The sequence below is a fragment of the Peribacillus sp. NPDC101480 genome, assembly GCF_050277335.1.
Lineage (GTDB): Bacteria > Bacillota > Bacilli > Bacillales > DSM-1321 > Peribacillus.
Map to the genome: position 1 here is coordinate 724,751 of NZ_JBNNSB010000001.1, position 26,092 is coordinate 750,842.

24 protein-coding genes and 1 other annotated feature are annotated in these 26,092 nt (G+C 41.9%); of the genes, 22 read left to right on the top strand and 2 right to left on the bottom strand.

The window, feature by feature from the left end; all coding sequences use genetic code 11:
* The first annotated feature begins 91 nt into the window (after nucleotides 1–91).
* Nucleotides 92–292, top strand: coding sequence for a hypothetical protein (locus ACQKMF_RS03670; protein WP_048688856.1), 201 nt, complete (start codon nucleotides 92–94; stop codon nucleotides 290–292).
* A gap of 309 nt (nucleotides 293–601) precedes the next feature.
* Here ACQKMF_RS03670 and ACQKMF_RS03675 read toward each other — a convergent pair whose 3' ends face one another.
* Nucleotides 602–862, bottom strand: coding sequence for a hypothetical protein (locus tag ACQKMF_RS03675; RefSeq protein ID WP_260358266.1), 261 nt, complete (start codon nucleotides 860–862; stop codon nucleotides 602–604).
* Nucleotides 863–1,144: 282 nt separating this feature from the next.
* Between ACQKMF_RS03675 and ACQKMF_RS03680 the strand changes: the two genes are divergently transcribed.
* The 19 genes from ACQKMF_RS03680 (at nucleotide 1,145) to yihA (ending at nucleotide 23,092) form a co-directional block, all read left to right on the top strand.
* The gene (locus ACQKMF_RS03680; RefSeq protein ID WP_427571814.1) at nucleotides 1,145–1,900 is read left to right on the top strand and encodes a DUF2087 domain-containing protein; all 756 of its coding nucleotides are present in this window, start codon (nucleotides 1,145–1,147) and stop codon (nucleotides 1,898–1,900) included.
* 18 nt (nucleotides 1,901–1,918) lie between these two features.
* Nucleotides 1,919–2,281: a GIY-YIG nuclease family protein gene (locus ACQKMF_RS03685; protein WP_101222824.1), complete on the top strand. Its 363-nt coding sequence runs from the start codon at nucleotides 1,919–1,921 to the stop codon at nucleotides 2,279–2,281.
* A gap of 173 nt (nucleotides 2,282–2,454) precedes the next feature.
* On the top strand, nucleotides 2,455–2,628 hold the full coding sequence (locus tag ACQKMF_RS03690) for a hypothetical protein (protein ID WP_170971560.1): 174 nt from the start codon (nucleotides 2,455–2,457) through the stop codon (nucleotides 2,626–2,628).
* A 108-nt stretch (nucleotides 2,629–2,736) separates the two neighbouring features.
* Complete coding sequence (locus ACQKMF_RS03695; protein WP_427571817.1) at nucleotides 2,737–2,943, top strand: hypothetical protein; 207 nt, start codon at nucleotides 2,737–2,739, stop codon at nucleotides 2,941–2,943.
* Nucleotides 2,944–3,758: 815 nt separating this feature from the next.
* Entirely contained in the window at nucleotides 3,759–4,034 is a 276-nt protein-coding gene (locus ACQKMF_RS03700) for a GNAT family N-acetyltransferase (protein ID WP_101222823.1), read from the top strand.
* Between the two features lie 158 nt (nucleotides 4,035–4,192).
* Nucleotides 4,193–4,678: a M15 family metallopeptidase gene (locus tag ACQKMF_RS03705; protein WP_427571819.1), complete on the top strand. Its 486-nt coding sequence runs from the start codon at nucleotides 4,193–4,195 to the stop codon at nucleotides 4,676–4,678.
* Between the two features lie 325 nt (nucleotides 4,679–5,003).
* Nucleotides 5,004–5,262: a binding site (T-box leader), on the top strand.
* A gap of 115 nt (nucleotides 5,263–5,377) precedes the next feature.
* On the top strand, nucleotides 5,378–7,093 hold the full coding sequence (gene ilvB / locus ACQKMF_RS03710; protein ID WP_402938793.1) for an acetolactate synthase large subunit: 1,716 nt from the start codon (nucleotides 5,378–5,380) through the stop codon (nucleotides 7,091–7,093).
* A 3-nt stretch (nucleotides 7,094–7,096) separates the two neighbouring features.
* Complete coding sequence (gene ilvN, locus ACQKMF_RS03715; protein ID WP_101222819.1) at nucleotides 7,097–7,609, top strand: acetolactate synthase small subunit; 513 nt, start codon at nucleotides 7,097–7,099, stop codon at nucleotides 7,607–7,609.
* A 76-nt stretch (nucleotides 7,610–7,685) separates the two neighbouring features.
* Complete coding sequence (ilvC, locus tag ACQKMF_RS03720; protein ID WP_101222818.1) at nucleotides 7,686–8,714, top strand: ketol-acid reductoisomerase; 1,029 nt, start codon at nucleotides 7,686–7,688, stop codon at nucleotides 8,712–8,714.
* The gene (locus ACQKMF_RS03725; protein ID WP_101222817.1) at nucleotides 8,701–10,236 is read left to right on the top strand and encodes a 2-isopropylmalate synthase; all 1,536 of its coding nucleotides are present in this window, start codon (nucleotides 8,701–8,703) and stop codon (nucleotides 10,234–10,236) included. The genes ilvC and ACQKMF_RS03725 overlap by 14 nt, the downstream gene beginning before the upstream one ends.
* A 15-nt stretch (nucleotides 10,237–10,251) precedes the next feature.
* The gene (leuB, locus tag ACQKMF_RS03730) at nucleotides 10,252–11,364 is read left to right on the top strand and encodes a 3-isopropylmalate dehydrogenase (protein ID WP_402938788.1); all 1,113 of its coding nucleotides are present in this window, start codon (nucleotides 10,252–10,254) and stop codon (nucleotides 11,362–11,364) included.
* A gap of 70 nt (nucleotides 11,365–11,434) precedes the next feature.
* Complete coding sequence (leuC, locus tag ACQKMF_RS03735) at nucleotides 11,435–12,844, top strand: 3-isopropylmalate dehydratase large subunit (protein WP_427571823.1); 1,410 nt, start codon at nucleotides 11,435–11,437, stop codon at nucleotides 12,842–12,844.
* Nucleotides 12,845–12,872: 28 nt separating this feature from the next.
* Nucleotides 12,873–13,472 carry a 3-isopropylmalate dehydratase small subunit gene (gene leuD / locus ACQKMF_RS03740; RefSeq protein WP_427571825.1) on the top strand — a complete coding sequence of 200 codons (600 nt, stop codon included), beginning with the start codon at nucleotides 12,873–12,875 and terminating at the stop codon, nucleotides 13,470–13,472.
* A 173-nt stretch (nucleotides 13,473–13,645) separates the two neighbouring features.
* The gene (locus tag ACQKMF_RS03745; RefSeq protein WP_402938782.1) at nucleotides 13,646–14,680 is read left to right on the top strand and encodes a tetratricopeptide repeat protein; all 1,035 of its coding nucleotides are present in this window, start codon (nucleotides 13,646–13,648) and stop codon (nucleotides 14,678–14,680) included.
* Between the two features lie 184 nt (nucleotides 14,681–14,864).
* Nucleotides 14,865–16,157: a trigger factor gene (tig, locus tag ACQKMF_RS03750; RefSeq protein WP_101222812.1), complete on the top strand. Its 1,293-nt coding sequence runs from the start codon at nucleotides 14,865–14,867 to the stop codon at nucleotides 16,155–16,157.
* A 431-nt stretch (nucleotides 16,158–16,588) separates the two neighbouring features.
* Nucleotides 16,589–17,857: an ATP-dependent protease ATP-binding subunit ClpX gene (gene clpX, locus ACQKMF_RS03755; protein ID WP_101222811.1), complete on the top strand. Its 1,269-nt coding sequence runs from the start codon at nucleotides 16,589–16,591 to the stop codon at nucleotides 17,855–17,857.
* A 409-nt stretch (nucleotides 17,858–18,266) separates the two neighbouring features.
* Nucleotides 18,267–19,937, top strand: a complete 1,671-nt coding sequence (gene lonB, locus ACQKMF_RS03760) for an ATP-dependent protease LonB (protein WP_101222810.1) — start codon at nucleotides 18,267–18,269, stop codon at nucleotides 19,935–19,937.
* Between the two features lie 255 nt (nucleotides 19,938–20,192).
* Nucleotides 20,193–22,514, top strand: a complete 2,322-nt coding sequence (gene lon, locus ACQKMF_RS03765; RefSeq protein WP_402938777.1) for an endopeptidase La — start codon at nucleotides 20,193–20,195, stop codon at nucleotides 22,512–22,514.
* Entirely contained in the window at nucleotides 22,511–23,092 is a 582-nt protein-coding gene (gene yihA, locus ACQKMF_RS03770) for a ribosome biogenesis GTP-binding protein YihA/YsxC (protein WP_063232814.1), read from the top strand. Before lon ends, yihA begins: the two co-directional genes overlap by 4 nt.
* A 72-nt stretch (nucleotides 23,093–23,164) precedes the next feature.
* On the opposite strand, the gene ACQKMF_RS03775 is transcribed toward yihA, so the two are convergent.
* Complete coding sequence (locus ACQKMF_RS03775) at nucleotides 23,165–23,647, bottom strand: LiaI-LiaF-like domain-containing protein (protein WP_101222808.1); 483 nt, start codon at nucleotides 23,645–23,647, stop codon at nucleotides 23,165–23,167.
* A 254-nt stretch (nucleotides 23,648–23,901) separates the two neighbouring features.
* Here ACQKMF_RS03775 and hemA point away from each other — a divergent pair, with 254 nt between their 5' ends.
* Together hemA and ACQKMF_RS03785 are read left to right on the top strand one after the other, a co-directional pair.
* Nucleotides 23,902–25,248 carry a glutamyl-tRNA reductase gene (gene hemA / locus ACQKMF_RS03780; protein WP_402938773.1) on the top strand — a complete coding sequence of 449 codons (1,347 nt, stop codon included), beginning with the start codon at nucleotides 23,902–23,904 and terminating at the stop codon, nucleotides 25,246–25,248.
* Between the two features lie 10 nt (nucleotides 25,249–25,258).
* Nucleotides 25,259–26,089: a cytochrome C assembly family protein gene (locus ACQKMF_RS03785; RefSeq protein WP_133349505.1), complete on the top strand. Its 831-nt coding sequence runs from the start codon at nucleotides 25,259–25,261 to the stop codon at nucleotides 26,087–26,089.
* Nucleotides 26,090–26,092 lie beyond the last annotated feature (3 nt).

The following is a 26,092-nucleotide window of genomic DNA, read 5'->3' on the forward strand; positions in this document are numbered from 1 at the left end:
TTCGTATGACGACAAGAAGTTTTTTATTTCATATTTATCGCAGGTGGATGACCTTTTATGTCGAACTTGTTATAAATAAGGAGATGTTTAAATGAATAAAGATAGATTATTCAAGTTCATTCAAACTTCCACTCGGGGCAATTTCTTCTCAGTCGAAATAACCGAAGATGGAACAGAAGTGGTCCAATTAGCCAAGGAGTTAGAAAAAGAAGGAAGAATCAAGTTGAGGGAATGCACACGAAAAGAGCAAGGTGTTTATCTGGAAGGGATACTTAAGTTTGTGCCTAGCTAATACTTAAAGAGCTCAACGAAGGACTTATATTAGGAATTTCATATGTTCCACAAACTCAGGCATCCATGATTGGATGCCTGAGTTTGTATCTGAATTTTAAAGCAAAGTTGATTGGAGCCGGTGTGCGAGACTCCTGCGGGGAAAGCGCGTCCAAGGGAGACTCCGCAGGCGCAAAGGGCGCCGAGGAGGCTCCCGGACCGCGGAAAGCGAGTGCCTCGAGTGGAAATCAACGTTCGGATAACAAAAACCAATTATTATCGAGTTTGTCTACAAATTCAGGCATCCATAATCGGATGCCTTTTTTCTATATCAAATTCTATTTAATGTTTGGAGATTTTTTTTAATGATTTCACGGTTTTTGATTATTGCCGTATTCAATTCTTCGACGGGGGAACTTTTATCATCTCCTAAACTAAGCTGCATCCCACTTGATTGGTTTTGTATAAGTAATTCAATCGTATCGCGTAATTCTGGCAGTGATACCTTGAATTGTTCAGATAAATGTTGTATTGCCTTGTGTAAATCGGTGTTATGGATTGATGGAACAATAGCATTGTTTTCATCTTTCAATATATATCCTCCTCTAAAGCTTATTCACGCTTATATAGCATATTATTGGGGAAATTAAGCTTATTATTCAATGTGCTATACGGCATTAGTGTCATGGGGATCGTTTCGTTTAATGGATGGTGTATCGCCTGTCAGCTGTATTGTATGTTATGAAGCCCTCTGGCCATCAAGTTCATCTTTGGATAATTTGCTGGAGTTAAATTAGAAAAAACATTGACATAATTCAAACGAATTAATATTATGTTTATTATATTATAAACTTTATAGGGAAGTGTTTGTTTTATGAAGAACGCTGAAATGTTTTGGAGCGCATCTCAGGATGAGCTTAAACAAGGGTATATAGAAGGTGAGAACCAATATGTTTGTTTGCTGTGCGGAAATGCAGTTGAAAAGGGGGTGGTATACCCGAAAGATGGGGTTCTTTATGAAGCAAAGAGGTATATGCGGATTCATATTGAACATGCACACAACTCCGTTTTTGAATACTTGATCGATCTCGATAAAAAACTTACAGGTCTCACGGACCATCAAAACCGCCTTCTTCGCCTATTTTTCCAAGGGAAGAATGATGCTGAAGTTCAGGAGGAAATGGGGATAGGCAGTCCGTCCACCATTCGGAACCATCGTTTTGTGTTGAAAGAAAAAGAGCGTCAGGCTAAGTTGTTTTTAGCCCTGATGGAACTTTTGAAAGATAAAGATGAACATGCGCCGGCATTTATCCCGCTTCATCAAAAAGCGACGATGGTTGATGATCGTTATAACGTTACCGAGGATGAAAAGGTGACTGTACTGAAAAAGTACTTCCCTAAAGGCAGTCAGGATGCATTAAAGTCTTTCCCGCCAAAGGAAAAACAAAGGCTGATCATTCTTCAAGAAATTATGAACCGATTTGAAAATGAGCGGAAATACGAAGAAAAAGAAATCAATCAAATTTTGGGTGCCGTTTATCATGATCACGTTCTTTTGAGAAGGTATTTAATAGAATATGGATTTTTGGATAGAAAGCCTGATGGGAGCCAATATTGGCTGAAGAAATGATGACTGGAGGCAAGAAAAATGGATCGTAAAAAAGAATTGAAGCAATTATATAAAGAAACGAAAGTTGAAGCAGGTGTATACCAAATCAGAAATACGGTAAATAATAAAGTTTTTATCGGAAGCACGAGGAATTTAAAGACGTTGAAGGGGAAACAATTTGAATTGGAAGTCGGAACAAACACCAATAAAGTGCTGCAAGGTGAGTGGAACCAATATGGGAAAGATGCTTTTTCTTTTGAGGTGCTGGAAGTATTGAAGCCGAAAGAAACAGGATTTTTTGATGTTAAACGGGAATTGAAAAAACTTGAAGAAATGTGGATGGAAAAAATACAGCCATACGAAGAACGGGGATACAATAGAATGAAATCCACTGACTTGTAAGTGGCCTTTAAAACAGGGAGTCATTTGTGGCTCTTTTTTTGTGGGAAAAAAATCAGAGGATCTCACTTGTTGTAAGTTTTTAAATGGTTTAAGCTAATAATGAGGGTCCTGTTTATGAAATAGGGGGAAACCAGTGGAGACCTTCACTAAATAATTTATTTTAGGAGTTGCGAATGAAAAAAATAGGATGGACCATAACGGGGATAGGAGCAATCATAGCGCTGGGGGCCTTACTTTATCCTTTGAATGTTATTGATAAAACTCTATGTATATATTTATTGCTCGGCGGTGCAGGGCTTATGTTTGTCGGGTCTATGTTCAGGGCCTTTTCACTCCTGAAAAGATGACTGATTTTATTAAGGTGATGACATGGAGAAAAACCAATTGAAATATGTCCAGCAGCAGCTGGCTAATGAACGTACCTTTTAGCCTGGGTAAGAACGGTGATTGCGATAGTGGGGGTTGGTTTTCTTGCGACTAGCATACATTTTACGTTTGGTGTGCATCGGGATCCCCGGATTGACCTGATTAGTATCGTGCTGGGGATGTTTACATGTGCATTGGGCCTTGTGATTACAGTGCTGGCGAAGTTCGGTTATCTTCAGAAGAAGCGGCAAATCTATGAAGGGACATTCCGGCCCTCGAGTTCGACGTTATTCTAATCGCTGTTTTTATGTTCATATTGTTATCGATGATCATTTTATATTTTGTTTTCATAAAAGTGTAAAACTGTCCTAACATTTAAAGGGCAGTTTTTTTCAATTTCTACTATTATATACTTATTCTTACATCATTACGGGAAGATTTCTTCCATTGATTAAATGCAATCAAAAAACGAAAGCTTGAAAAACACTGTATTTCAGGTTATGAAGAATTATTCAGACTGTAGAAAATTCGAAGAAAACCTGTTGCCTGCAGTAATTTTATGGTGTTTACAATTTGGACGTTGATTTCCGATCCAGGCACTCGCTTTCCGCGGGCGGCCCGGGAGCCTCCTCGGCTGATCTCCTCTAGACGCGCTTTTCCCGCAGGAGTCTCGCACCTTCCTCTACAATCAACTTCGTAATAAAATTCAGATGGAAATCATACTTAAGGTTTGAAGGTATGGCTACTTTGTGTCCGTTGATTCGGGGGCATCATTTGATGAAAGATAAATTTTCTGAACCCTATTGTCGACAAACTGGAATAATTAAAACCTTTTTATTACATTAAATACAGTGTTGTGCACGTAGCCATGGTGAAATTTGAAGTACCGGAAGGGCATATAAGCGGTAAGGAAAAATCGGTCAAGTTTTGCCTTTCTTGAAAAAATATATATTAGCCACCATCAGTTTGTGAATAAACTTCACATGGGCAATGCTATCATTAAAACTTTTGAAAGTACTTTACTTTATTCAATTTCAATCGCATTTTAAATATTTGTTTAATTTCCATTTTGTGAGATATGATAAAGAGGAACTAAAAGGAGGTCATTAACATGGTTGATATTAGAAAAGGTGAAAGTTCTTTTTTTGTCGAAGAATCTGGTGAGAAATTAGCGGAAATCACATTCTTTAAATCAGGTGATGATGAAATCACGGTCGATCATACCGTTGTTTCTGACAAGCTGCGCGGACAAAAGGTAGGAAATGCCCTTGTTGAAAAGGTAATAGGATTCGCAAGGGAGGAAAAACTGAAAATTGTTCCGGTATGTTCGTTCGTTCAAAAACAATTTGAAAAAAATGAAGAATACGAGGATGTATTGGCTAAATGAACTAGAGGGCTGGACCAGGGGATGATTAATATCACCTGTGTTCAGCCCATTGTCATTTTTTTAGATAATCTTCACTCCATCAATTCCCCAAGAAAAAAATATAAAAATGCCTTTCCGCCTACAGTGTTGTTCGCATTTAATATAGGGGAGGTGCTAGGATGGCCATCAAATTACAAACCCTATTGAATCGCGCAAAGGAAAATATGGGAGGCGGTATGGACCCGGTCGTGAACGAGACGATACTCGAAGTAGTTAAATTAGCTTATGAAGCGGGGATATTTGTTCAAATAACAGCTGGTTATCGAAGTTTCCCAGAACAAAATGAATTGTATGAACGGGGCAGAACGAATAAATCAATGCCTATCGTGACTTATGCCAGAGCTGGCCAGTCCTTGCATAACTATGGACTTGCTGTAGATTTTGTCATTGTTAGTGATGACGGCAAGCGGACATTGTGGACAGAGGGCGAAAAGTGGACAAGGGTAGCGGCCATAGCAAAATCCCTGGGATTTGTTTGGGGAGGGGATTTTGAATTGTTCCGTGATTTTCCTCATCTTGGAATGTCAGGCGGTTTATCCACTAGAGATCTTCAAAAGGGATTGAGGCCGAATCTTATATCAAGAGTGGGTTTCAGCGAACAGTGAAAGGGAAAATGGATGATCCGCTGTTTGAGAACACTAATACTAGTGACTGGCATCATGTGCGTAGTGCGAGGATATTTCAGTGGAGAAGTTTTGTTATCACTTTAATAATTTTAATGGGATATCTGACGTTTTTAAAAATTAAATATTGAAAAAACTTTTTTTATAGAATGTGGCCATGATAGGTATGTAAGCGGATACAACAAATCTTTCAATTTAGAATTATCAAAAAATTTAAAAAAACCTGTTGACTACTACCTGAAATACACGTAAGATAATCACAAATACAAGACATCAAACATAAGCGTTTCAAAAAATATGAATAATGCGAAAAGCATTGAAGAGGATAAGTAGTCTTTTAAAAAGGCAGTCACAGAGAGCCGGGTAGCTGAGAGCCGGTATTGTCCCGAAAGATGAACTCACCTTGGAGTTTCAGCTTGAACGTCAGACTAGTAGGGCTGAACGGGTGCGTACCAGTACCCGTTACCAAAACAGAGAATAGTGTAGGCTATTCAAAGTGCGCATGGAGTTTCATGCGAAAAAGGGTGGTACCGTGGAGTGGCTCATCAAGCCTTTTCACCCCTTTAACTTGCCGAGTGCAAGTACATTTGGGGTGAAAAGGCTTTTTTGTATGCATAAAAAGCTGAAAATTCTGAATGTTAAGAAATATTCAATAGAAAAGAGAAGGAGGTTTTTTACGAAATGACACAAAAGTCAGTTGTTGCTGATCGGAAAAGTGGAAAGAAACATTATACTGGTGCTGAATTTCTGCTGAATGCATTGAAAAAGGAAAATGTTGAAGTCATATTTGGTTATCCGGGAGGTTCTGTATTGCCGATTTATGACAAGCTTTACAGTTCAGAACTTTTTCATATTTTGACAAGGCACGAACAAGGTGCGATTCATGCAGCGGAAGGATACGCCAGGATTACCGGCAAGCCGGGAGTGGTCATAGTTACATCCGGTCCAGGGGCAACGAACATTGTCACCGGTTTGGCCGATGCAATGATTGATTCTTTACCGCTTGTGGTAATTTCGGGTCAGGTAGCTACCAGTGTAATTGGCTCGGATGCTTTCCAGGAGGCTGATGTACTGGGGATTACTACCCCGATCACAAAACATAACTATCAGGTAAGGAGGCCGGAAGACCTTCCGCGCATTATAAAAGAAGCTTTTTATATCGCTTCAAGCGGACGGCCCGGTCCAGTATTAATCGATATACCTAAGGACATGGCCATTATAGAAGGTGTATCGACTGAAGAGGAGCCAGAGATGAATCTCCCGGGCTATCAGCCGACGACCAAGCCGAATTACTTACAGATCAGAAAGCTTGTTGAAGCCGTAAGCGGGGCGAAAAGACCGGTCATTCTTGCAGGGGCAGGTGTCCTGCATGCAAAGGCCTCCCATCTATTAAAGGAATATGTCGAGCAGCAAGGCATTCCCGTCGTCCACACTTTATTGGGTCTTGGGGGCTTTCCGGCGGAACATCCTCTCTTTATCGGTATGGGTGGTATGCATGGCTGCTATGCAGCAAACATGGCGTTAGCGAAATGTGATCTATTAATCAATATCGGTGCCAGGTTCGATGATCGATTGACTGGGAACCTAGCGAAATTCGCACAGCATGCAACGGTGGCCCATATCGATATTGATCCAGCGGAAATCGGTAAAAATGTGCCGACAAAAATTCCGGTCGTCGGAAGTGCCAAGGAAGCACTGGCAGAGTTGATTGCGCAAAATGGCAAGAAACCGGAAATTGATGAATGGACAACACAGCTTACTGCATGGAATGAAGAGTTCCCATTGCGTTATACCCATGAAGAAGGCGTATTGAAACCTCAGCGGGTCATCCAGATGCTTCACGAAAAAACGAATGGGGAAGCCATCGTTACGACGGATGTTGGACAGCATCAAATGTGGGCAGCGCAATACTATCCATTTAACAAACCGAATTCATGGGTCACTTCCGGTGGATTGGGGACGATGGGCTTTGGCTTACCATCGGCTCTCGGAGCGCAACTGGCGAATCCGAAAGCGACGGTGCTTTCCATATCTGGGGATGGTGGATTCCAGATGTGCCTGCAGGAACTTTCAGTCATTGCCGAAATGAATCTGCCAATCAAAATCATCATCGTCAACAACGGGGCACTAGGTATGGTAAGACAGTGGCAGGAACTATTTCATGAAAAACGTTTCTCGCACAGTATTTTTCAATCGCATCCGGACTTCGTGAAATTGGCTGATGCTTATGGAATTCCGGGGTACAAAGTGACGACGGAGGAAGAAGCAAGCAACTGCCTGGATGTAGCGTTAAAGACTGATGGTCCAGTGTTGATTGATTTCCGGGTAAAACAAAATGAAAATGTCTTTCCGATGGTAGCACAAGGAAAAGGGCTTGATGAAATGGAAGGAGTTTAATCAATGAAGGGAATTCTTAGCCTCACAGTGAACAACAGGCCAGGCGTCCTGAATCGGATTACGAACCTGTTCACGAAAAGAAATTATAACATTGAAGGCATGACTGTCGGACCTTCCGAACAGGATGGCATTTCAAGGATGACCTTCGTGGTCGATGTTGATGACGAAGCTGTCATTGAACAGATCACCAAGCAATTGAATAAGCAGATCGATGTTTTGAAAGTATATGATATTACGAATCAATCGATTGTGGCGAGGGAACTTGCACTCATTAAAATATTGGTGACTACACAAACCCGAGCCGAGATTTATTCAGTCATCGAACCCTTCCGAGCTTCAGTTATTGATGTCAGTAAAGATAGCCTGACAGTTCAAATCACAGGGGAATCGGATAAAATCGAAGCCTTCATTGAACTGATCAAGCCATATGGCATCAAGGAATTGGCAAGGACAGGGACAGCCGCCATCCCGCGTGGAATGCAAATTGCACACGCTAAGAGTGCGACAATCGTATAAAAATAAAAATAAAAACCAAAACAAACCAAAACAAACCAAAACAAAAAACAATGATGAAAAGGGAGATGTAATTATTATGGCAAAAGTATATTATAACGCAGAAGCAAACGAGAATTTCTTCAACAATAAAAAGGTAGCGGTAATCGGATATGGTTCACAAGGACACGCACATGCACAAAACCTACGTGACAGCGGTGTAGATGTAATCATCGGAATCAGGAAAGGTAAATCCTTCGATAAAGCGGTGGAAGACGGCTTCAATGTTTACACGGTGAAAGAGGCAGCTGAACAGGCAGACGTGATCATGAACCTATTACCGGATGAAACTCAGCCGAAAGTATACCAAGAAGAAATCAAGCCGGTATTGCGCGCAGGTCAAGCGTTAATGTTCGCACACGGATTCAACGTCCATTTCAATCAAATCGTTCCTCCGGCAGACGTAGATGTATTATTAGTCGCTCCAAAAGGTCCGGGACATCTTGTTCGCCGTACATATGAACAAGGCGCAGGGGTGCCGGCATTATTCGCCATCTATCAGAATGTTACGGGTGAAGCAAAAGATTTGGCCCTTGCGTACGCTCGGGGAATCGGCTCTTTAAGAGCTGGCGGTTTGGAAACTACATTCCAAGAAGAAACGGAAACGGATCTATTTGGAGAACAGGCAGTACTTTGCGGCGGATTGACTGCCCTTGTGAAAGCTGGATTCGAAACATTGACAGAAGCTGGATACCAACCGGAAGTAGCATATTTCGAGTGTTTGCATGAACTTAAATTAATCATCGACCTTATGTATGAAGGCGGTATGGAAAACATGCGCTATTCCATTTCTGACACAGCTCAATGGGGAGATTTCGTTTCTGGACCACGCGTTGTGACGGAAACTACGAAAGAGGCAATGAAAGCGATCTTGAAAGACATCCAAGACGGTGAGTTCGCTAAAGGATGGATCTTGGAAAACCAAGCGAATCGTCCAGTCTTCAATGCTATCAATAATCGTGAAAACCAACATCAAATCGAAGTGGTTGGCCGTGAATTAAGAAAAATGATGCCATTCGTAAAACCTCAACAAAAAGAGAAAGAAGTGGTAGCCGTTGCGAAAAATTAATATATTTGAAACTACACTTCGAGATGGGGAGCAATCAGCCGGTGTAAATTTGAATTTTACCGAAAAACTTGAAATTGCTTATCAGCTTGAAAGATTAGGTGTTGATATTATCGAAGCCGGTTTTCCGGCAGCATCCAAAGGGGATTTCAACTCCGTACAGGAAATCGCGCGCAAAATCAAAAACAGCTCTGTCACAGGGCTGGCGCGCGCTGTAAAAGGCGATATCGATGCAGCTTGGGATTCATTAAGGGGCGGGGAAGAACCAAGGTTGCATACTTTCATCGCCACTTCGCCCATTCATCGTGAATATAAGTTGAAAATGACGAAGCAGCAAGTGATTGAAAAGGCAGTTGATATGGTCAAGTACGGGGCAGCGCGTTTTCCGATCGTACAATGGTCTGCAGAAGATGCAAGCCGTACAGAACTTGACTATTTGGCTGAAATCGTTGAAGCGGTCATTCAGGCTGGTGCCAAGGTCATTAACATCCCGGATACTGTTGGATATGCAGCTCCAATCGAGTACGGAAACATTTTCAGATACCTTCGTGAACATGTTCCTTCTATTGATAAAGTTAGTTTATCCGCACACTGCCATGACGATCTTGGAATGGCGACGGCCAATTCATTGGCTGCCATCGAAGGCGGAGCTACGCAAGTCGAAGGCACAATCAACGGAATTGGGGAACGTGCCGGAAACGTGGCCCTTGAAGAAGTGGCCATGGCACTCTACATCCGTAAAGATTTCTATCAAGCGGAAACGGGTCTTGTATTGAATGAAATAAAAAGGACCAGTGATTTGGTCAGCCGCCTTACGGGAATGCAAGTACCTGCTAATAAAGCCATTATTGGTGCCAATGCATACGCACATGAATCTGGCATTCACCAGGATGGCGTGTTAAAAGAAAAAACGACATACGAAATCATTTCACCAGAACTTGTCGGGGTTTCGTCCAATTCGTTAGTTTTAGGAAAGCATTCAGGACGCCATGCTTTCAAAGAAAGATTACAAGAGTTGAATTTTACGGTAACGGATGAGGAAATGAACTCATTATTCATTCAGTTCAAGGAATTGGCCGATAATAAAAAGAACATGACGGATGAAGATATCGTTGCGCTAGTGCTTGAAGAGAAAGCGACGGATATCAGTTTTTATGACATGATTTCCTTGCAGATTTCCCATGGTACCCATCAGACGGCGACAGCAACGGTCACGCTGAAAAAAGGCGATAATGAAGAGATTCAGGAAGCGGCTACAGGTGCAGGAAGTGTAGAAGCCTTATATAACACGCTTGAAAGATGTTTGGGCAGCGAGATCAGCTTGCTGGACTATCGAATTCAATCGGTGGGCGGCGGAATGGATGCCCTTGCTCAGGTTTTTGTAAAAATTGATTATAACGGTGTGGAAACAAGCGGCAGGGGTCTTGATCAGGACGTCTTGGAAGCATCCGCCAAAGCGTATTTGAACGCTGTGAACCGTGTGATCATCATGAAGGAACTGGAAGAAAAAGCAGTATTACAATAGGAAGGGGAGATTTCGATGAAAAGGAATATTGCGGTGCTTCAAGGAGATGGCATCGGGAAAGAAGTAACAAGAGGCGCTGTAGAAATCCTCGAAGCCGTTGCCCAAAGATATGGACACGATTTTGAATTTCAATATGGTGAGATTGGCGGCGGGGCCATCGATAACACAGGTGCACCCCTGCCGGATGAAACAGTGGAGATTTGTAAAAACAGCGATGCGGTATTATTAGGGGCCGTTGGAGGACCTAAGTGGGATGACCAGCCTGCGCACCTAAGACCAGAACGAGGTTTGTTGAAAATCCGCAAAGATTTGAATCTTTATGCTAACATCCGTCCAATCAGCTATTATTCCAGCTTGTCGGAATCTTCTCCTCTTAAAAAGGAATTCATTGAAGATGTGGATTTCGTGATTGTCAGGGAACTGACAGGCGGCCTTTATTTCGGAAAGCCAAGTGAGCGCGTGGAAAAAGAAGGGCAAGAGGCGGTCGTCGATACACTTTTCTATCAGAAAAGCGAAATGAAGCGCATCATTGAACTTGCTTTTGCATTAGCATCGGATCGCAAGAAAAAAGTAACATCCGTGGATAAAGCGAATGTTCTTGAATCAAGCAGGATGTGGCGTGAGACGGCTGAAGAAATTGCCAAGGACTATCCGGATGTAATCCTTGAACATATGCTTGTTGATAATGCGGCCATGCAATTGATCAAAAACCCGAAACAATTTGATATTATCGTGACGGAGAATATGTTCGGTGATATTTTAAGCGATGAAGCGTCGGTATTGACTGGCTCGCTTGGAATGCTTCCTTCCGCCTCCATATCAACAAATGGGCCTAATCTATATGAACCGATTCATGGCTCCGCCCCGGATATCGCAGGCAAAAACCTGGCTAATCCGATTGGGACGATTTTATCAGCGGCTTCCATGCTTCGTCTATCCTTTGGTTTGGAAGATGAGGCGAAAGCCGTTGAGCAAGCTGTGGAAACGGTCCTTGAATATGGCTTAAGAACAGGCGACATCGCAAATGGCCAACCAAATATTACATCCACTTCAGAGATGATCGCAGAAATAAAAGCAAATCTTTTAGACCAGGAAGCCATTTCCAATATCATGGGAGCTTACGCATAAACTTCTTTCACGGCCTAACAATAGGCCGTGTTTTTTAAAAAAACACAAGATTGATCGAGGTGGGATAGTGATGGGAAAGTCGATAATAGAGAAAATATGGAATCGCCATATTGTAAATGAAGAGGAGAATAAACCGGATTTAATTTATATAGACCTTCAATATATTCATGAAGTGACCTCTCCGCAAGCATTTGAAGGATTGAGATTAAAAGGACGCACAGTCAGAAGACCAGACCGTACTTTCGCGACAATGGATCATAATGTGCCAACCGTTAACCGCTATTTCATCGAGGATGATATTGCAAGGAAACAACTAGAGGCGCTTGAACAAAACTGTAAGGAGTTCGGCATCCGCCTTGCTGATTTAGACAGCCCGGATCAAGGTATCGTTCACGTTATCGGGCCGGAATTAGGGCTTACACAGCCAGGAATGACGATTGTCTGCGGAGACAGTCATACTTCCACACATGGTGCGTTTGGCTCGATTGCGTTTGGAATCGGTACGAGTGAGGTCGAGCATGTTTTGGCTACACAAACCCTATGGCAAACTAAACCGAAAACATTAAAGCTTGAGGTTAATGGCAAGCTTGGTCATGGTGTGATGGCGAAAGATGTCATTTTATATGTGATTTCTAAATTCGGCGTCAATTTCGGTACTGGACATATCATTGAGTATTGTGGGGAAGTTTTCCGGGATATGTCGATGGAAGAGAGAATGACGGTTTGCAATATGTCGATCGAAGGCGGGGCAAGAGCGGGGCTGGTAGCTCCCGATGAAACCACTTTCTCTTATTTGAAAGGTCGTAAATATTTGCCGAAAGGAGAAGAGTTCGAGCGATGTGTTCAGGACTGGAAGTCACTTTCCAGTGATGAGGATGCAGTTTATGACCAAGAAATCATTCTTGATGGCAGTTTGATTCCACCGATGGTGAGCTGGGGGACGAATCCTGGAATGGCTAGTGGCGTGGACGGTAAAGTGCCTACCTTCGCGGAAGATATCATGGATCCCAAGGAACTGAATCGAGCCATTGAGTATATGGGTCTTAAGGAAGGTATGCCGATCACGGAAATTCCCGTACAACATGTTTTCATAGGATCGTGTACCAATTCGCGCATTGAGGACTTACGGCAAGCTGCAGAAATGATCGAAGGCCAAACTGTTCAAAAAGGAGTTCGGGCGATGGTCGTTCCCGGTTCACAAAGCGTCAAAAGGCAAGCGGAAGATGAAGGGTTGGATGAAATCTTCAAATCTGCGGGCTTCGAATGGCGTGAATCGGGCTGCAGCATGTGCCTGAGCATGAATCCTGACGTGGTTCCGTCCGGTGAGCATTGTGCCTCCACAAGTAATCGGAACTTCGAAGGCAGGCAAGGCGCTGGAGCAAGAACGCACCTGGTTAGTCCGGCTATGGCTGCCGCGGCCGCCATTCATGGGAAATTTGTAGATATTAGGAATTTGAAAAGAACTGAACAAGTCCATTAAGAATACGAATTAACCGGAGGTGCATAGAATGGAACCCATTACTATATATAAAGGAAGAGCGGCGGCACTTGACCGTAAAAACGTGGATACGGACCAAATCATTCCAAAGCAATTTTTAAAACGGATTGAGCGAAGCGGATTTGGCGAATTTTTATTCTATAACTGGCGTTTTGATGAAAATGGACAGAAGCGTCCTGATTTTGAATTGAATCAGCCTCATAATCAAAACACGTCCATTTTAATAGCAGGAGAAAATTTTGGCTGCGGTTCTTCGCGTGAGCATGCCCCTTGGTCATTGAAAGATTATGGATTCGATATCATCATCGCTCCGTCTTATGCTGATATCTTTAAAAGTAATTGCATGAAGAATGGCATGGTCCCCATCGCTTTAACCCAGGCTGAAGTAACCTATTTAATGGAGAGAGTGTCGGCACCTGACTATGAGTTGACGATCGACCTCCCCAATCAGACATTGAATGATGGTCAAGGGTTTGAAGCAAGCTTTGAAATTCATCCATATTGGAAGGAAATGCTCATCAAAGGCTGGGATGAAATTTCGATAACGCTTCAATATGATAAAGAGATTTCTGCCTATGAATCTCAAAAAAAGGCTGTTTCGAGCATTTAATATTAATAGAAGAAGGTCATATCCCGTTCTCCTTTCTAGATTTAGAAAGGATGCGGGATTTTTTTATCTGGGAAAGAGAGAAAGGTGTTCATCCGCCCCATATAAATTTTGTGTTTCCTACTATTACATGCTAAACTGTTTCTCAAAAAGCGAACGGTGAGGCGGAAAATAGGATGGATAATGAGAATAACCAAAAGAAGGCCGAAGAAACCAAGATTATCGCCTTTCCAAATCTCGGTGATAGGCTGATAGCAAAGGGACTGGATGAGCTTGGAAACAGAAACTTTAAAGCGGCTGCACAGCTTTTCAGCCAAGCCAGGGAGTATGAGCCCGAGAATGATGAAGTTTGCATGGGACTAGTGGTCTCACTAGTCGAACTTGAGCATTACAAGGAGTCAAAAGAGTTGTGTATAGAGATGCTGAATAAAGGCATCGGTGACTATTTTCAACTGATCAATATTTATTTGATGGTACTGCTGCAATTAGGCGAGCATCAGGAAATGGTCACGACGATCGAACTGCTATTTGAAGAAAGCCAAATTCCTTTTGATAAAGAGGAACATTTCGAAAAGATGCTTCAGTTCAGTAAAAGGGCCCTTGAGGATAAAAAAGAGGAGAAGGAAAGGCAAAATCAGCAGCTTTCAGAGGAATTGCAGGAGGATGAACTTTTTGAAGGGAAAACGGATAATGAAATGCTAATGGTCATTTCAAAACTAACGAATATCAATATTCGACCATTTATCCCTCAAATCGAAAAATTTCTACAAAAAGAAGAGGGACACCCTTTCTTTAAAACGATGCTCCTTAACATTCTTATCGACCAGGAATATAACGAGGAAGTGACGTTGAGGAAATTCAATCAATCGAAGTCGGTCATACCAAGGGAATTGAAAAGTTTGAAGGAGACGGACTTCTATAAGAAGGTAACCGGACTGACCGAAGAGGAAATCAGTCAGGATAATCCGAGCTTATTTGAAATGGTCCATAGTTTGATTGAACGTCATTCTTTTTTATTGTTCCCTTTTGAACCCGGACCTGAAAGCTTTCCTGCATGGGCAGCTGCCTATCATGCCTTGGCGGAAGAATACATGACCGGGGAAGTTTTCGGTAGGGACTTAGCGGACCTGTACCAGGCTGATGAGGAAAGCATTGCGGATATTCTTTCCTATATAAAAGAAATTGAAGAAATTTCTTATCCCATTATTTAAGCTATTGCTGTTGTAACAGATTAATCCTGTGGTATAATGTAGTGGTTGTAATGTATATTCGTCTAATTTTGACGATTTCCCCAATATTTTTTGGGTATATTTGAAGGATGACTTGTTAACACTTGCAAAGCATATTCATCCAATGCTTATTATTGAAGTATATAGATTTTTTGGAGGGAAACACATGTCTGTAAAATGGGAAAAACAAGAAGGTAATCAAGGCGTACTAACAATTGAAGTTGACGCTGCAAAAGTAAACGAAGGTTTAGACGCAGCTTTCAAAAAAGTAGTGAAACAAGTAAATGTACCTGGCTTCCGTAAAGGTAAAATGCCACGTCAAATGTTCGAAAAAAAATTCGGCGTAGAATCACTTTACCAAGATGCGCTTGATATCATTCTTCCAGATGCTTATGCAAATGCTGTCGAAGAAGCTGGAATTCAGCCTGTAGATCGTCCTGAAATCGACATCGAGAAAATGGAAAAAGGCGAAAACCTGATCTTCACTGCAACTGTAACAGTTAAGCCTGAAGTTAAATTGGGAGATTACAAAGGTGTTGAAGTTGAAAAATTCAATACTGAAGTAACTGACGAAGATGTTGAAAACGAATTGAAAACTTTACAAGAGCGTCAAGCTGAGCTTGTCGTTAAAGAAGAAGGACAAGTTGCTGAAGGCGATACAGTTGTTCTTGACTTTGAAGGATTCGTTGATGGTGAAGCATTCGAAGGCGGAGCTTCAGAAAACCATTCATTGGAAATCGGTTCAAACTCTTTCATTCCAGGATTTGAAGAGCAACTTGTCGGTCTTGAAACTGGCGCTGAAAAAGATATCGAAGTTACATTCCCTGAAGAATACCATGCTGCTGAACTTGCAGGTAAACCAGCAGTATTCAAAGTGAAAATTCACGAAATCAAAACAAAACAACTTCCTGAGTTGGATGATGAGTTCGCGAAAGATGTCGACGACGAAGTGGAAACTTTGGCTGAACTTAAAGAAAAAACAAAACATAAATTAGAGCATGACAAAAAGCACGAAGAAGAAAACTTCATTCAAAACACTGTAATTGGTAAAGCTGTTGAAGGCGCAGAAATGGACGTTCCTGAAGCGATGATTTCAAATGAAGTTGACCGCATGATGAATGAGTTCTCTCAACGCATTCAATCTCAAGGTCTGAATTTGGAGCTTTACTACCAATTCTCAGGTCAAGACGAAGAAGCTTTAAAAGCGCAAATGAAAGAAGAAGCTGAAGGACAAGTTCGTACGAGCCTAACTCTTGAAGCAATCGCTGAAGTTGAAAAACTTGAAGCGACTGACGAAGACGTAGAAGCTGAACTTGCACAAATGGCTACTATGTACAATATGGAAGTTGATGCGATCAAACAAGCTCTTGGAAACTTAGAAGGAATCAAAGGCGATCTTAAAATTAAGAAAGCAATTGACTTCTTGGTAGAAAACAGCAAAACAGTTGACGCAAAATAATTTTTATAAATAAGTAGATTTAAATATTTCCTTTAAAAAACAAGGCGCGAGTAATCGTGCCTTGTTTTATACATATTGAGAATTAGTGTAAATTTCAAATATCGGTTATTTCCTGATTGATTTTTTTTGGATTTCAGTGTAGATTAGTTCTAATACCGCATATACATATTTATACAGCAAATCCTGCTTTTAAAAATCCAAAGTTTTGGGCAGACTGGTAAAGGGCAAATACATATTGATTGATTATTGTACTTATTTAACAACTCGGACGCGTGAGCATTTTTGTTACTAAACTTCCAAGAACATGATAAAATGCAAAACATACTAGGGATTTTGGAATGTTTAAGTAGATGTGTGCCTCGTTTTTTTTCATTACGATTGGGTACCGCTATGTAATAGAGTTGGAAGAGTATTTAAAGGGGTGAACGTACATGTTTAAATTTAATGATGAAAAAGGACAGTTAAAATGTTCTTTTTGCGGTAAAACACAAGAACAAGTCCGTAAACTGGTTGCTGGTCCAGGTGTCTATATTTGTGACGAGTGTATAGAACTTTGTACGGAGATCGTCGAAGAAGAGCTGGGCACTGATGAAGAAGTAGAATTCAGGGATGTTCCTAAACCTATGGAAATCCGTGAAATTCTTGACGAATATGTTATTGGACAAGAACAGGCAAAGAAATCTTTGGCTGTCGCTGTTTACAACCATTATAAACGTATCAATTCCAATAGCAAAGTCGACGATGTGGAGCTTTCTAAAAGTAACATCGCCCTGATCGGACCGACGGGAAGCGGGAAAACCCTTCTTGCGCAAACATTGGCGCGCTTACTGAATGTTCCATTTGCGATTGCTGATGCCACTTCATTGACAGAAGCTGGATATGTTGGGGAAGATGTCGAAAACATCCTTCTAAAGCTGATCCAAGCCGCTGATTATGATGTGGAAAAAGCGGAAAAAGGCATCATTTATATTGATGAAATCGATAAAGTTGCCCGTAAATCGGAAAATCCTTCTATTACACGTGATGTGTCTGGTGAGGGTGTGCAACAAGCATTATTGAAAATCCTTGAAGGAACGGTTGCAAGCGTTCCGCCACAAGGTGGACGTAAACATCCACATCAGGAATTCATCCAAATCGATACGACCAATATTTTGTTCATCTGCGGCGGTGCCTTTGATGGCATCGAACCGATCATCAAACGCCGTCTTGGTCAAAAAGTCATTGGATTTGGCTCTGACGTGAAAAAGGATGATGTTGCAGAAAAAGAATTGCTTTCAAAAGTCCTTCCTGAAGACTTGCTTCGTTTCGGATTAATTCCGGAATTCATCGGTCGTCTTCCGGTAATTGCGACTCTTGAGCAATTGGATGAAGCTGCGTTGATTGAAATCCTGACAAAACCGAAAAATGCCCTTGTTAAACAATATCAAAAGTTGCTTGAACTAGACGATGTTGAATTGGAATTCGAACAGGAAGCGCTAAGTGAAATTGCTAAAAAGGCAATTGAACGTAAAACTGGTGCACGTGGTCTGCGGTCCATCATCGAAGGCATCATTCTTGAAGTGATGTTCGATCTGCCTTCACGTGATGATGTAGCAAAATGTGTAATCACAGGCAGCACGATTTCGAAAAATGAATCTCCAAAGCTCGTCCTTAAAGACGGTACAACCATCAAAGGACAAGAAAAGAAAACATCTGCTTGATAATATGGAAAAGAAAGGCTGCCAGTTAATGCTGGCAGTCTTTTTGTTTATAGACCAAAGTTGATTGTAACGTAAGGTACGAGACTCCTGCGGGAATACGCGTCCAAGGGAGACCCCGCAGGGGCAGAGCGCCGAGGAGGCTCCCGGACCGCCCGCGGAAAGCGAGTGCCTGTAGTGGAAATCAACGTTAAAACCTCAAAACAGTAGGTAAAACCAGTTAATTTCGAGTTGTTTACAGTCTGAGACTGCCGGTTCATCCTGGCAGTCTTTTCCTTTGTCTTTTTTTCAATTTGTTGTTACTTAGGATAAAAACGCCAAAATTTTCAACACGAATTTCTTGGATAATATCGCCCTTCCAAAGGAGATACTAACAGAAATGACAAACTAGGAGAGTGCAGGAGGGAATACGATGAATTGGACAGGATTGGCGTTGTTTATCCAGCTGTTTTTTGGGATTATTATTGGATTGTATTTTTTGAACTTATTGAAAGGCCAGCGGACACAAAAAGTTTCCATTGACCGTGATTCACGTAAGGAGATGGACCAATTACGGAAAATGAGATCGATTTCGTTAACAGAGCCATTGGCAGAGAAAGTCAGACCAAGCACATTTAATGAAATCATCGGTCAAGAAGATGGGATTAAATCTTTAAAAGCTGCTTTATGCGGGCCTAATCCCCAGCATGTGATAATTTACGGTCCTCCAGGGGTAGGGAAAACGGCAGCTGCCAGACTTGTTTTGGAAGAGGCGAAGAAAAATGGCAAGTCCCCTTTTAAGAATTCAGCCGTTTTCGTTGAATTGGACGCCACCACAGCCAGGTTCGATGAACGGGGGATTGCCGATCCGCTCATTGGTTCTGTGCACGATCCAATCTATCAAGGAGCCGGGGCAATGGGACAGGCAGGCATTCCGCAGCCAAAGCAGGGTGCAGTCAGCAATGCTCATGGAGGCGTACTGTTCATAGATGAAATAGGGGAGCTTCATCCAATACAGATGAATAAACTGTTAAAGGTATTGGAGGATCGTAAGGTCTTTCTTGAAAGTGCTTATTATCAAGAGGAAAATCAAAATATTCCCACTCACATCCATGATATTTTTAAAAATGGACTGCCGGCTGACTTTCGATTGATTGGGGCCACAACAAGAACACCGAATGAAATCGCGCCTGCGATACGCTCAAGATGCATAGAAGTGTTTTTCCGTGAACTTGACCGTGAGGAAATAATCACCGTGGCTAAGAATGCCTCAGATAAAGTGGGAATCACCATCAGTGAAAAAGGCTTGCAGTCGATCTCGGATTATGCCCGAAATGGCAGGGAAGCTGTCAACATGATTCAGACCCTTGCTGGTATATCAATTAATGAAAACAGGACTTTTATCAGAGAAGAAGATATAGATTGGATGGCCCATAGCAGTCAGCTGACACAAAGAATGGATAGAAAAATAGAAGCGAATTCTAAAATAGGTCTTGTCAACGGTCTTGCAGTTTATGGTCCCAACAGCGGGGCATTGCTGGAAATCGAGGTTACGGTCATGGCCGCTACTGATGAAAAAGGATCGATAAATATTACTGGTATCGTTGAAGAGGAAAGTATCGGCGGTGGAAGCGGCAAATCGGTTCGCCGCAAGAGCATGGCAAAAGGTTCAATTGAAAATGTCATTACGGTTTTACGGTCGATGGGAGTGCCTGCCGGTCAATTTGATATCCATGTGAACTTTCCAGGCGGAAGTCCAGTAGATGGCCCTTCTGCAGGAATTGCAATGGCCACGGGCATATACTCGGCCATTTATAAAATCCCTGTTGATCACACAGTGGCAATGACTGGAGAAATAAGCATTCATGGCGGCGTTAAACCGATCGGCGGTGTCATTCCGAAAATAAAGGCAGCAAAACTGGCCGGGGCAAAGAAAGTAATCATCCCAGCTGAAAACATGCAGCCACTTCTATCTGAAATCAAGGATATAGAAATCATTCCCGTTTCAAATGTGAAAGAAGTGCTGGATCAGGCATTGAAAAAAGAATTGATGTCGGAACAAATCCTCACAACCTTGGACCTATCAAAAAAAGAAAGTGTATAAAGGAGATGCCCCGGGAAAAACAAGAACCGGGGCATTTTAAGGACCATATTGGCGTTCCGGACAAACCTGAAGTATAAAATAAACACGCATTGAGACGTGCTTTTTTATCTAATATTGGAGATAATAATAGCAGTCGAAACGTGTTAAGGTAAACGAATAGACACTTCTATATAAATAGGATAGAATTGTTAAAAGGTTGAGAACATGGGTAAATAGTTTACAACGACGATACTAATTAGATGGAGGTGTCAGGAAATGACTGATAAAGAAATCATCGTCCCCCTCCTGCCGCTTAGAGGACTGCTTGTATATCCAACGATGGTACTTCATTTAGATGTAGGCCGAGATAAATCGGTACAAGCCCTTGAGAAAGCAATGGTGGAAGACCATCTTATATTTTTGACGACACAACAAGATGTTTCGTTGGACGAACCAGGTGAAGAAGATTTATTTACAATGGGAACTTTAACAAAGGTAAAACAGATGCTGAAGCTTCCGAATGGTACAATCCGGGTGTTGGTGGAAGGGTTGAACCGCGCAGAAGTCATGGAATTTTACGATTATGAGACACATTATGGTGCCAAGATTAAAATATATGAAGACAGTGATGAAAAGGATGCTGAACATCAAGCATTAATGCGCACACTACTGGATTATTTTGAACAATACATAAAAATGTCCAAGAAAATAACCGGTGAAACGTTTTCGTCCACTTCGGATATTGAAGAGCCTGGGCGATTAGCGGATATAATCGCTTCCCATTTGCCTTTGAAATTGAAGGAGAAGCAAGAAGTGCTTGAGACCATTGATATGAAAGAGCGTTTAAGCCGTGTAATCGAGATCATCAATAACGAGAAAGAAGTTCTTTTTCTCGAGAAAAAGATCGGCCAGCGTGTTAAGCGTTCGATGGAACGGACTCAAAAGGAATATTATTTACGAGAACAAATGAAAGCGATCCAAAAGGAATTGGGAGATAAGGAAGGAAAAACAGGGGAAATTGAGGTTCTCAACGAAAAGATAGAGGAAGCGGAAATGCCTGAGCATATCAAAGAAACGGCACTAAAGGAATTGGACCGTTATGAAAAGGTTCCTTCCAGCTCGGCCGAAAGCTCTGTCATCCGCAATTATATCGAATGGTTGATCTCGCTTCCTTGGACCAAAGCGACCAAAGATGACTTGAATATTCATAAAGCCGAAAAAATCCTGAACAGGGACCATCATGGTTTGGAAAAGGTGAAGGAGCGGGTACTTGAGTATCTGGCCGTCCAGCAATTGACCAATTCATTGAAGGGACCGATCCTTTGCTTGGTGGGACCTCCAGGGGTCGGGAAAACCAGCTTGGCTAAATCGATCGCTTCATCGCTGAATAGGAATTTCGTCCGTATATCTTTAGGTGGGGTGCGCGATGAATCAGAAATCCGCGGACATCGCCGTACATATGTAGGGGCGATGCCAGGAAGGATCATTCAAGGCATGAAAAAAGCTGGAACGATCAATCCAGTCTTTTTACTGGACGAAGTGGATAAGATGTCCAATGACTTTAGGGGAGATCCATCTGCAGCGATGCTGGAGGTGCTCGATCCAGAGCAAAATCATAATTTCAGTGATCATTATATTGAAGAAACTTACGATCTTTCCAAAGTCATGTTCGTGGCGACGGCGAATAATTTGGGATCGATTCCTGGCCCGCTTCGTGATCGTATGGAAATCATTTCGATTGCAGGTTATACTGAGATAGAGAAACTTCATATAGCCAAGGATCACTTGCTGCCTAGACAGCTGGAAAACCATGGTTTAACGAAGACACAACTGCAAATCCGTGAGGAAGCTCTTACAAAAATCATCCGTTATTATACTCGGGAAGCCGGTGTTCGAAGTTTGGAGCGACAGCTTGCAGGCATCTGTCGGAAGACTGCGAAAATCATCGTGTCCGGAGATAAAAAGCGGGTCGTCATATCAGAAAAGAATGTCGAGGAGTTTTTAGGGAAAACCATGTTCCATTATGGACAGGCTGAGGTCGAGAACCAAGTCGGTGTAGCTAATGGATTGGCATACACATCGGTAGGCGGCGATACGCTGCAAATCGAGGTTTCCTTATCACCAGGTAAAGGCAAGCTGATCCTGACAGGAAAGCTTGGCGATGTAATGAAAGAGTCAGCCCAGGCTGCTTTCAGTTATGTCCGTTCAAAAACCGAGAAACTTCAGATTGATTCGAACTTCCATGAAAAATATGATATTCATATTCATGTCCCTGAAGGTGCGGTCCCAAAAGATGGTCCTTCTGCAGGCATCACGATTGCAACAGCGTTAATATCGGCCCTTACAAATAGGCCGATCAGAAAAGAGGTAGGCATGACAGGCGAAATTACATTACGCGGACGGGTTCTTCCGATCGGCGGGCTTAAAGAAAAATCTTTAGCGGCCCATCGCGCAGGACTTACGAAAATCATCATCCCGCAAAATAACGAAAAGGATATTGATGATATCCCGGAAAGTGTCCGTAAAGCATTAACATTTGTTCCAGTTTCACACGTCGATGAAGTCCTTGAGCATGCATTGGTAGGTGTGAACGAATGAAAGTGACAAGTTCAGATATTGTCATCAGTGCTGTGAAGCCTGAACAATATCCCAATACTCCAATACCGGAATTTGCCTTGGCAGGCCGTTCCAACGTTGGAAAATCCAGTTTCATCAACAAAATGATCAATCGAAAAAACTTGGCGCGCACATCCTCTAAACCGGGTAAGACGCAGACCTTGAATTTTTATATCATAAATGAAGCACTCCATTTTGTGGATGTACCGGGTTATGGCTATGCAAAAGTATCCAAGACGGAACGTGATGCTTGGGGAAGAATGATCGAAACGTACTTCACTTCCAGAGACCAGCTCCGCGCTGCGCTTCTGATTGTGGATTTGCGTCATCCGCCTACAAAGGATGATATCGCGATGTATGAATTCCTGAAGCATTATGATCTGCCCCGGATTGTCATTGCAACCAAAGCGGATAAGATTCCAAAAGGCAAATGGCAGAAACACTTGAAAATCACGCGCCAAACGCTAAATATGGAAAAAGAAGATGAATTGCTTCTATTCTCTGGTGAAACAGGCGAAGGCAAGGAACAAGCCTGGGGCGTCCTTAAGAAATATATGTAAAAGAAAAGGGTATTCCGCATCTGGAATACCCTTTTTCATCATGGAATTTGCAAAAATGCGAATCGGCAATTCTCACTTTTTTCGAACCAAAAAATAAATGCCGATTGCCATCAACGCAAATGGCCAAAACCTTTCGATGTTCGCAGTGCTTGTTTCAACAAGCCCAAAAGAAGAAGTGATTTGATCATAGAATAAGAAAGTGATCGAGATGAGAAGTATTACCATCCCGTGAAACATTCCAGAATTTGTTTTACGTGCCCGGAGAATAAATCCGAGCGAGATGATTAAAATAAAGATACCTATATTATCCGGCCAGATATCCAGATTCTCGACGATATGGAAGTGAGCCCCGAAACCCAGTAGGATGACGCCTGGCAGGATGGACTCATATTCATTACCGCTATATGCCTGAATCAGGAAGGCTGCACCAACTATACATAATAAAGTGGGCCAGCTGAAAAAGCCTGGAAAGATTTCGATTTGGGAATGTTCAAGAAAAAAATAGAGCCCGAAACCGATTAATACGATTCCTGGGAAAATACGCTGCGTTTTCATTTTATCCTCCTATGCAATTCGATTACTTGAAGTTTTTTGCCATTTTTGATATGGTACTTTTGTACACAATGTCGAAATATGTATGTAACTTACCAATCCTGCTAAGACACCTTTTGTAGCATTACGGGCGTTTTGGCTGTCTTTTCATGGTAGCATACGTTATTCATAAACTGTTCATATTATTTGCGTAAAACCATTTTAGTACATGGTATAATAAATTTACATGAAAAATTTTGGGGGTGCAAAACAAAAGGATGCATATTCTAGCGGTTGGTATAAATTACAAAACTGCCCCTGTAGAAATTCGGGAAAAACTATCGTTTAACGAAGCCGAACTTGCCGAGGCAATGAAAGCTCTTAAAAATAAAAAAAGCATCTTGGAAAATATTATTATTTCAACATGTAACAGGACGGAAATATATGCGGTCGGTGACCAGCTTCATACAAGCAGGTATTATATAAAGGAATTTCTTTCGGAATGGTTTAATATCGATAAAGAAGAATTTTCTAAATATCTGTTCATTTATGAAGGCGATGGGGCTGTTGAGCATTTATTTTCAGTTACCTGCGGCTTGAATTCCATGATACTGGGCGAAACTCAGATTTTGGGACAAGTACGTTCAAGCTATCTGTTAGGGCAGAAGGAAGATACGATCGGTACCGTTTTTAACCATCTCTTCAAGCAAGCCCTTACATTGGCTAAAAAAGCTCATTCGGAAACCGAAATCAATACAAATGCCGTTTCCGTCAGCTATGCGGCAGTCGAGCTTGCCAAGAAAATCTTTGGAGGCCTGAACGGCAAGAATGTCTTGATTCTTGGGGCCGGTAAGATGGGTGAGCTGGCCATTCAAAATCTGCATAGCAATGGTGCCGACAGCATTACAGTCATTAACCGCACCTTCCAGAAAGCGGTCGACCTGGCGGAAAGATTCAATGGTACGGCGAAACAGCTTCAAGAGCTGCAATGCGCTTTAGTGGAAGCTGATATCCTGATTACTTCCACCGGATCAAAAGATCTCCTTGTAACAAAAGAAATGATGTCATTCATCAATAAGCTTCGTAAAGGCCGTCCTATTTTCATGGTCGATATCGCAGTGCCGCGTGACCTCGATCCAACATTGGCTGAGCTGGAAAATGTCTTCTTGTATGATATTGACGATCTTGAAGGGATCGTGCAAGCCAATATCGAAGAACGTAAAAAAGCTGCCGAGAAAATAGAATTGATGATCGAATCAGAAATCGTTGATTTCAATCAATGGATTAATTTACTTGGTGTGGTTCCCGTCATTTCTTCTTTACGGGAAAAATCCCTATCGATACAAAAGGAAACGATGGAAAGCATCGAAAGAAAGCTACCGCATTTGAGCGAACGTGACAAAAAAGTTTTGAATAAGCATACGAAAAGCATCATCAACCAAATGCTGAAAGATCCGATTCTTTATGCAAAAGAGCTGGCAGATGAGCCGAATGCAAAAGAGCAATTAAATAATTTCGTGAAAATCTTCCATTTAGAGGAATTGATTGAAGACCAGCTGGTTACGGATGAAAAAGAACGGAACAGCTCCAAGTCATCCCTATTGAATCCAGTTCCTGTCCAGTAATGAGGTAGATATGGAATTACTAATGACAAGATTGCATGAAGCCACTGTATTGTTGTATGCCATCAGTATGCTTTTATATTTTATCGATTTCCTCAATAATAACCAGAAGGCGAACAGGGTCGCCTTCTGGTTGCTTTCTATTGTTTGGGTACTGCAAACAATTTTTTTATTTCTGTATGTGTTGAAAACGGGAAGGTTCCCGGTATTGACGATTTTTGAAGGATTATATTTTTATGCATGGGTCCTCATATCGTTATCTTTAATCATTAACCGATTGCTAAGAGTCGATTTTACGGTCTTTTTTACGAATGTATTAGGTTTCATGGTTATGGCCATCCATACCTTTGCACCTGTTCAGATAGAATCTCAAGTGCTTGCCCAGCGCCTGGTTTCAGAGCTACTGCTCATACATATCACTTTTGCCATCCTATCATATGGGGCATTCACGCTTTCTTTCGTTTTTTCACTTTTATACTTAATCCAATATGATTTACTGAAACGGAAGAAATGGGGAAAACGCCTGCTTCGACTCGGCGATCTAACAAAGCTCGAGCAAATGTCTTATGTCCTCGCAGTAATAGGTGTTCCATTATTAGTGGTTTCCCTTATCCTGGGGATTCAATGGGCATATATAAAAGTGCCTGGGGTATCCTGGCTGGACATGAAGATCATCGGCTCATTTATTTTGCTTATCGCTTACAGTGTGTTTTTATACTTGAAAATTCGGAAACAAATGTATGGAAGGACGCTAGCCTTTCTGAATATTGGATCTTTCATGATTGTGTTAATAAACTTTTTCCTTTTCGGAAGCCTTTCAACATTCCACTTTTGGAATACATAGGAG

Coding starts and splice junctions, on each gene's coding strand:
- ACQKMF_RS03670 (WP_048688856.1), top strand. CDS start 92: ATGAATAAAGATAGATTATTCAAGTTCATTCAAACTTCCACTCGGGGC.
- ACQKMF_RS03680 (WP_427571814.1), top strand. CDS start 1,145: ATGAAGAACGCTGAAATGTTTTGGAGCGCATCTCAGGATGAGCTTAAA.
- ACQKMF_RS03685 (WP_101222824.1), top strand. CDS start 1,919: ATGGATCGTAAAAAAGAATTGAAGCAATTATATAAAGAAACGAAAGTT.
- ACQKMF_RS03690 (WP_170971560.1), top strand. CDS start 2,455: ATGAAAAAAATAGGATGGACCATAACGGGGATAGGAGCAATCATAGCG.
- ACQKMF_RS03700 (WP_101222823.1), top strand. CDS start 3,759: ATGGTTGATATTAGAAAAGGTGAAAGTTCTTTTTTTGTCGAAGAATCT.
- ACQKMF_RS03705 (WP_427571819.1), top strand. CDS start 4,193: ATGGCCATCAAATTACAAACCCTATTGAATCGCGCAAAGGAAAATATG.
- ilvB (WP_402938793.1), top strand. CDS start 5,378: ATGACACAAAAGTCAGTTGTTGCTGATCGGAAAAGTGGAAAGAAACAT.
- ilvN (WP_101222819.1), top strand. CDS start 7,097: ATGAAGGGAATTCTTAGCCTCACAGTGAACAACAGGCCAGGCGTCCTG.
- ilvC (WP_101222818.1), top strand. CDS start 7,686: ATGGCAAAAGTATATTATAACGCAGAAGCAAACGAGAATTTCTTCAAC.
- leuB (WP_402938788.1), top strand. CDS start 10,252: ATGAAAAGGAATATTGCGGTGCTTCAAGGAGATGGCATCGGGAAAGAA.
- leuC (WP_427571823.1), top strand. CDS start 11,435: ATGGGAAAGTCGATAATAGAGAAAATATGGAATCGCCATATTGTAAAT.
- leuD (WP_427571825.1), top strand. CDS start 12,873: ATGGAACCCATTACTATATATAAAGGAAGAGCGGCGGCACTTGACCGT.
- ACQKMF_RS03745 (WP_402938782.1), top strand. CDS start 13,646: ATGGATAATGAGAATAACCAAAAGAAGGCCGAAGAAACCAAGATTATC.
- tig (WP_101222812.1), top strand. CDS start 14,865: ATGTCTGTAAAATGGGAAAAACAAGAAGGTAATCAAGGCGTACTAACA.
- clpX (WP_101222811.1), top strand. CDS start 16,589: ATGTTTAAATTTAATGATGAAAAAGGACAGTTAAAATGTTCTTTTTGC.
- lonB (WP_101222810.1), top strand. CDS start 18,267: ATGAATTGGACAGGATTGGCGTTGTTTATCCAGCTGTTTTTTGGGATT.
- lon (WP_402938777.1), top strand. CDS start 20,193: ATGACTGATAAAGAAATCATCGTCCCCCTCCTGCCGCTTAGAGGACTG.
- yihA (WP_063232814.1), top strand. CDS start 22,511: ATGAAAGTGACAAGTTCAGATATTGTCATCAGTGCTGTGAAGCCTGAA.
- ACQKMF_RS03775 (WP_101222808.1), bottom strand. CDS start 23,647: ATGAAAACGCAGCGTATTTTCCCAGGAATCGTATTAATCGGTTTCGGG.
- hemA (WP_402938773.1), top strand. CDS start 23,902: ATGCATATTCTAGCGGTTGGTATAAATTACAAAACTGCCCCTGTAGAA.
- ACQKMF_RS03785 (WP_133349505.1), top strand. CDS start 25,259: ATGGAATTACTAATGACAAGATTGCATGAAGCCACTGTATTGTTGTAT.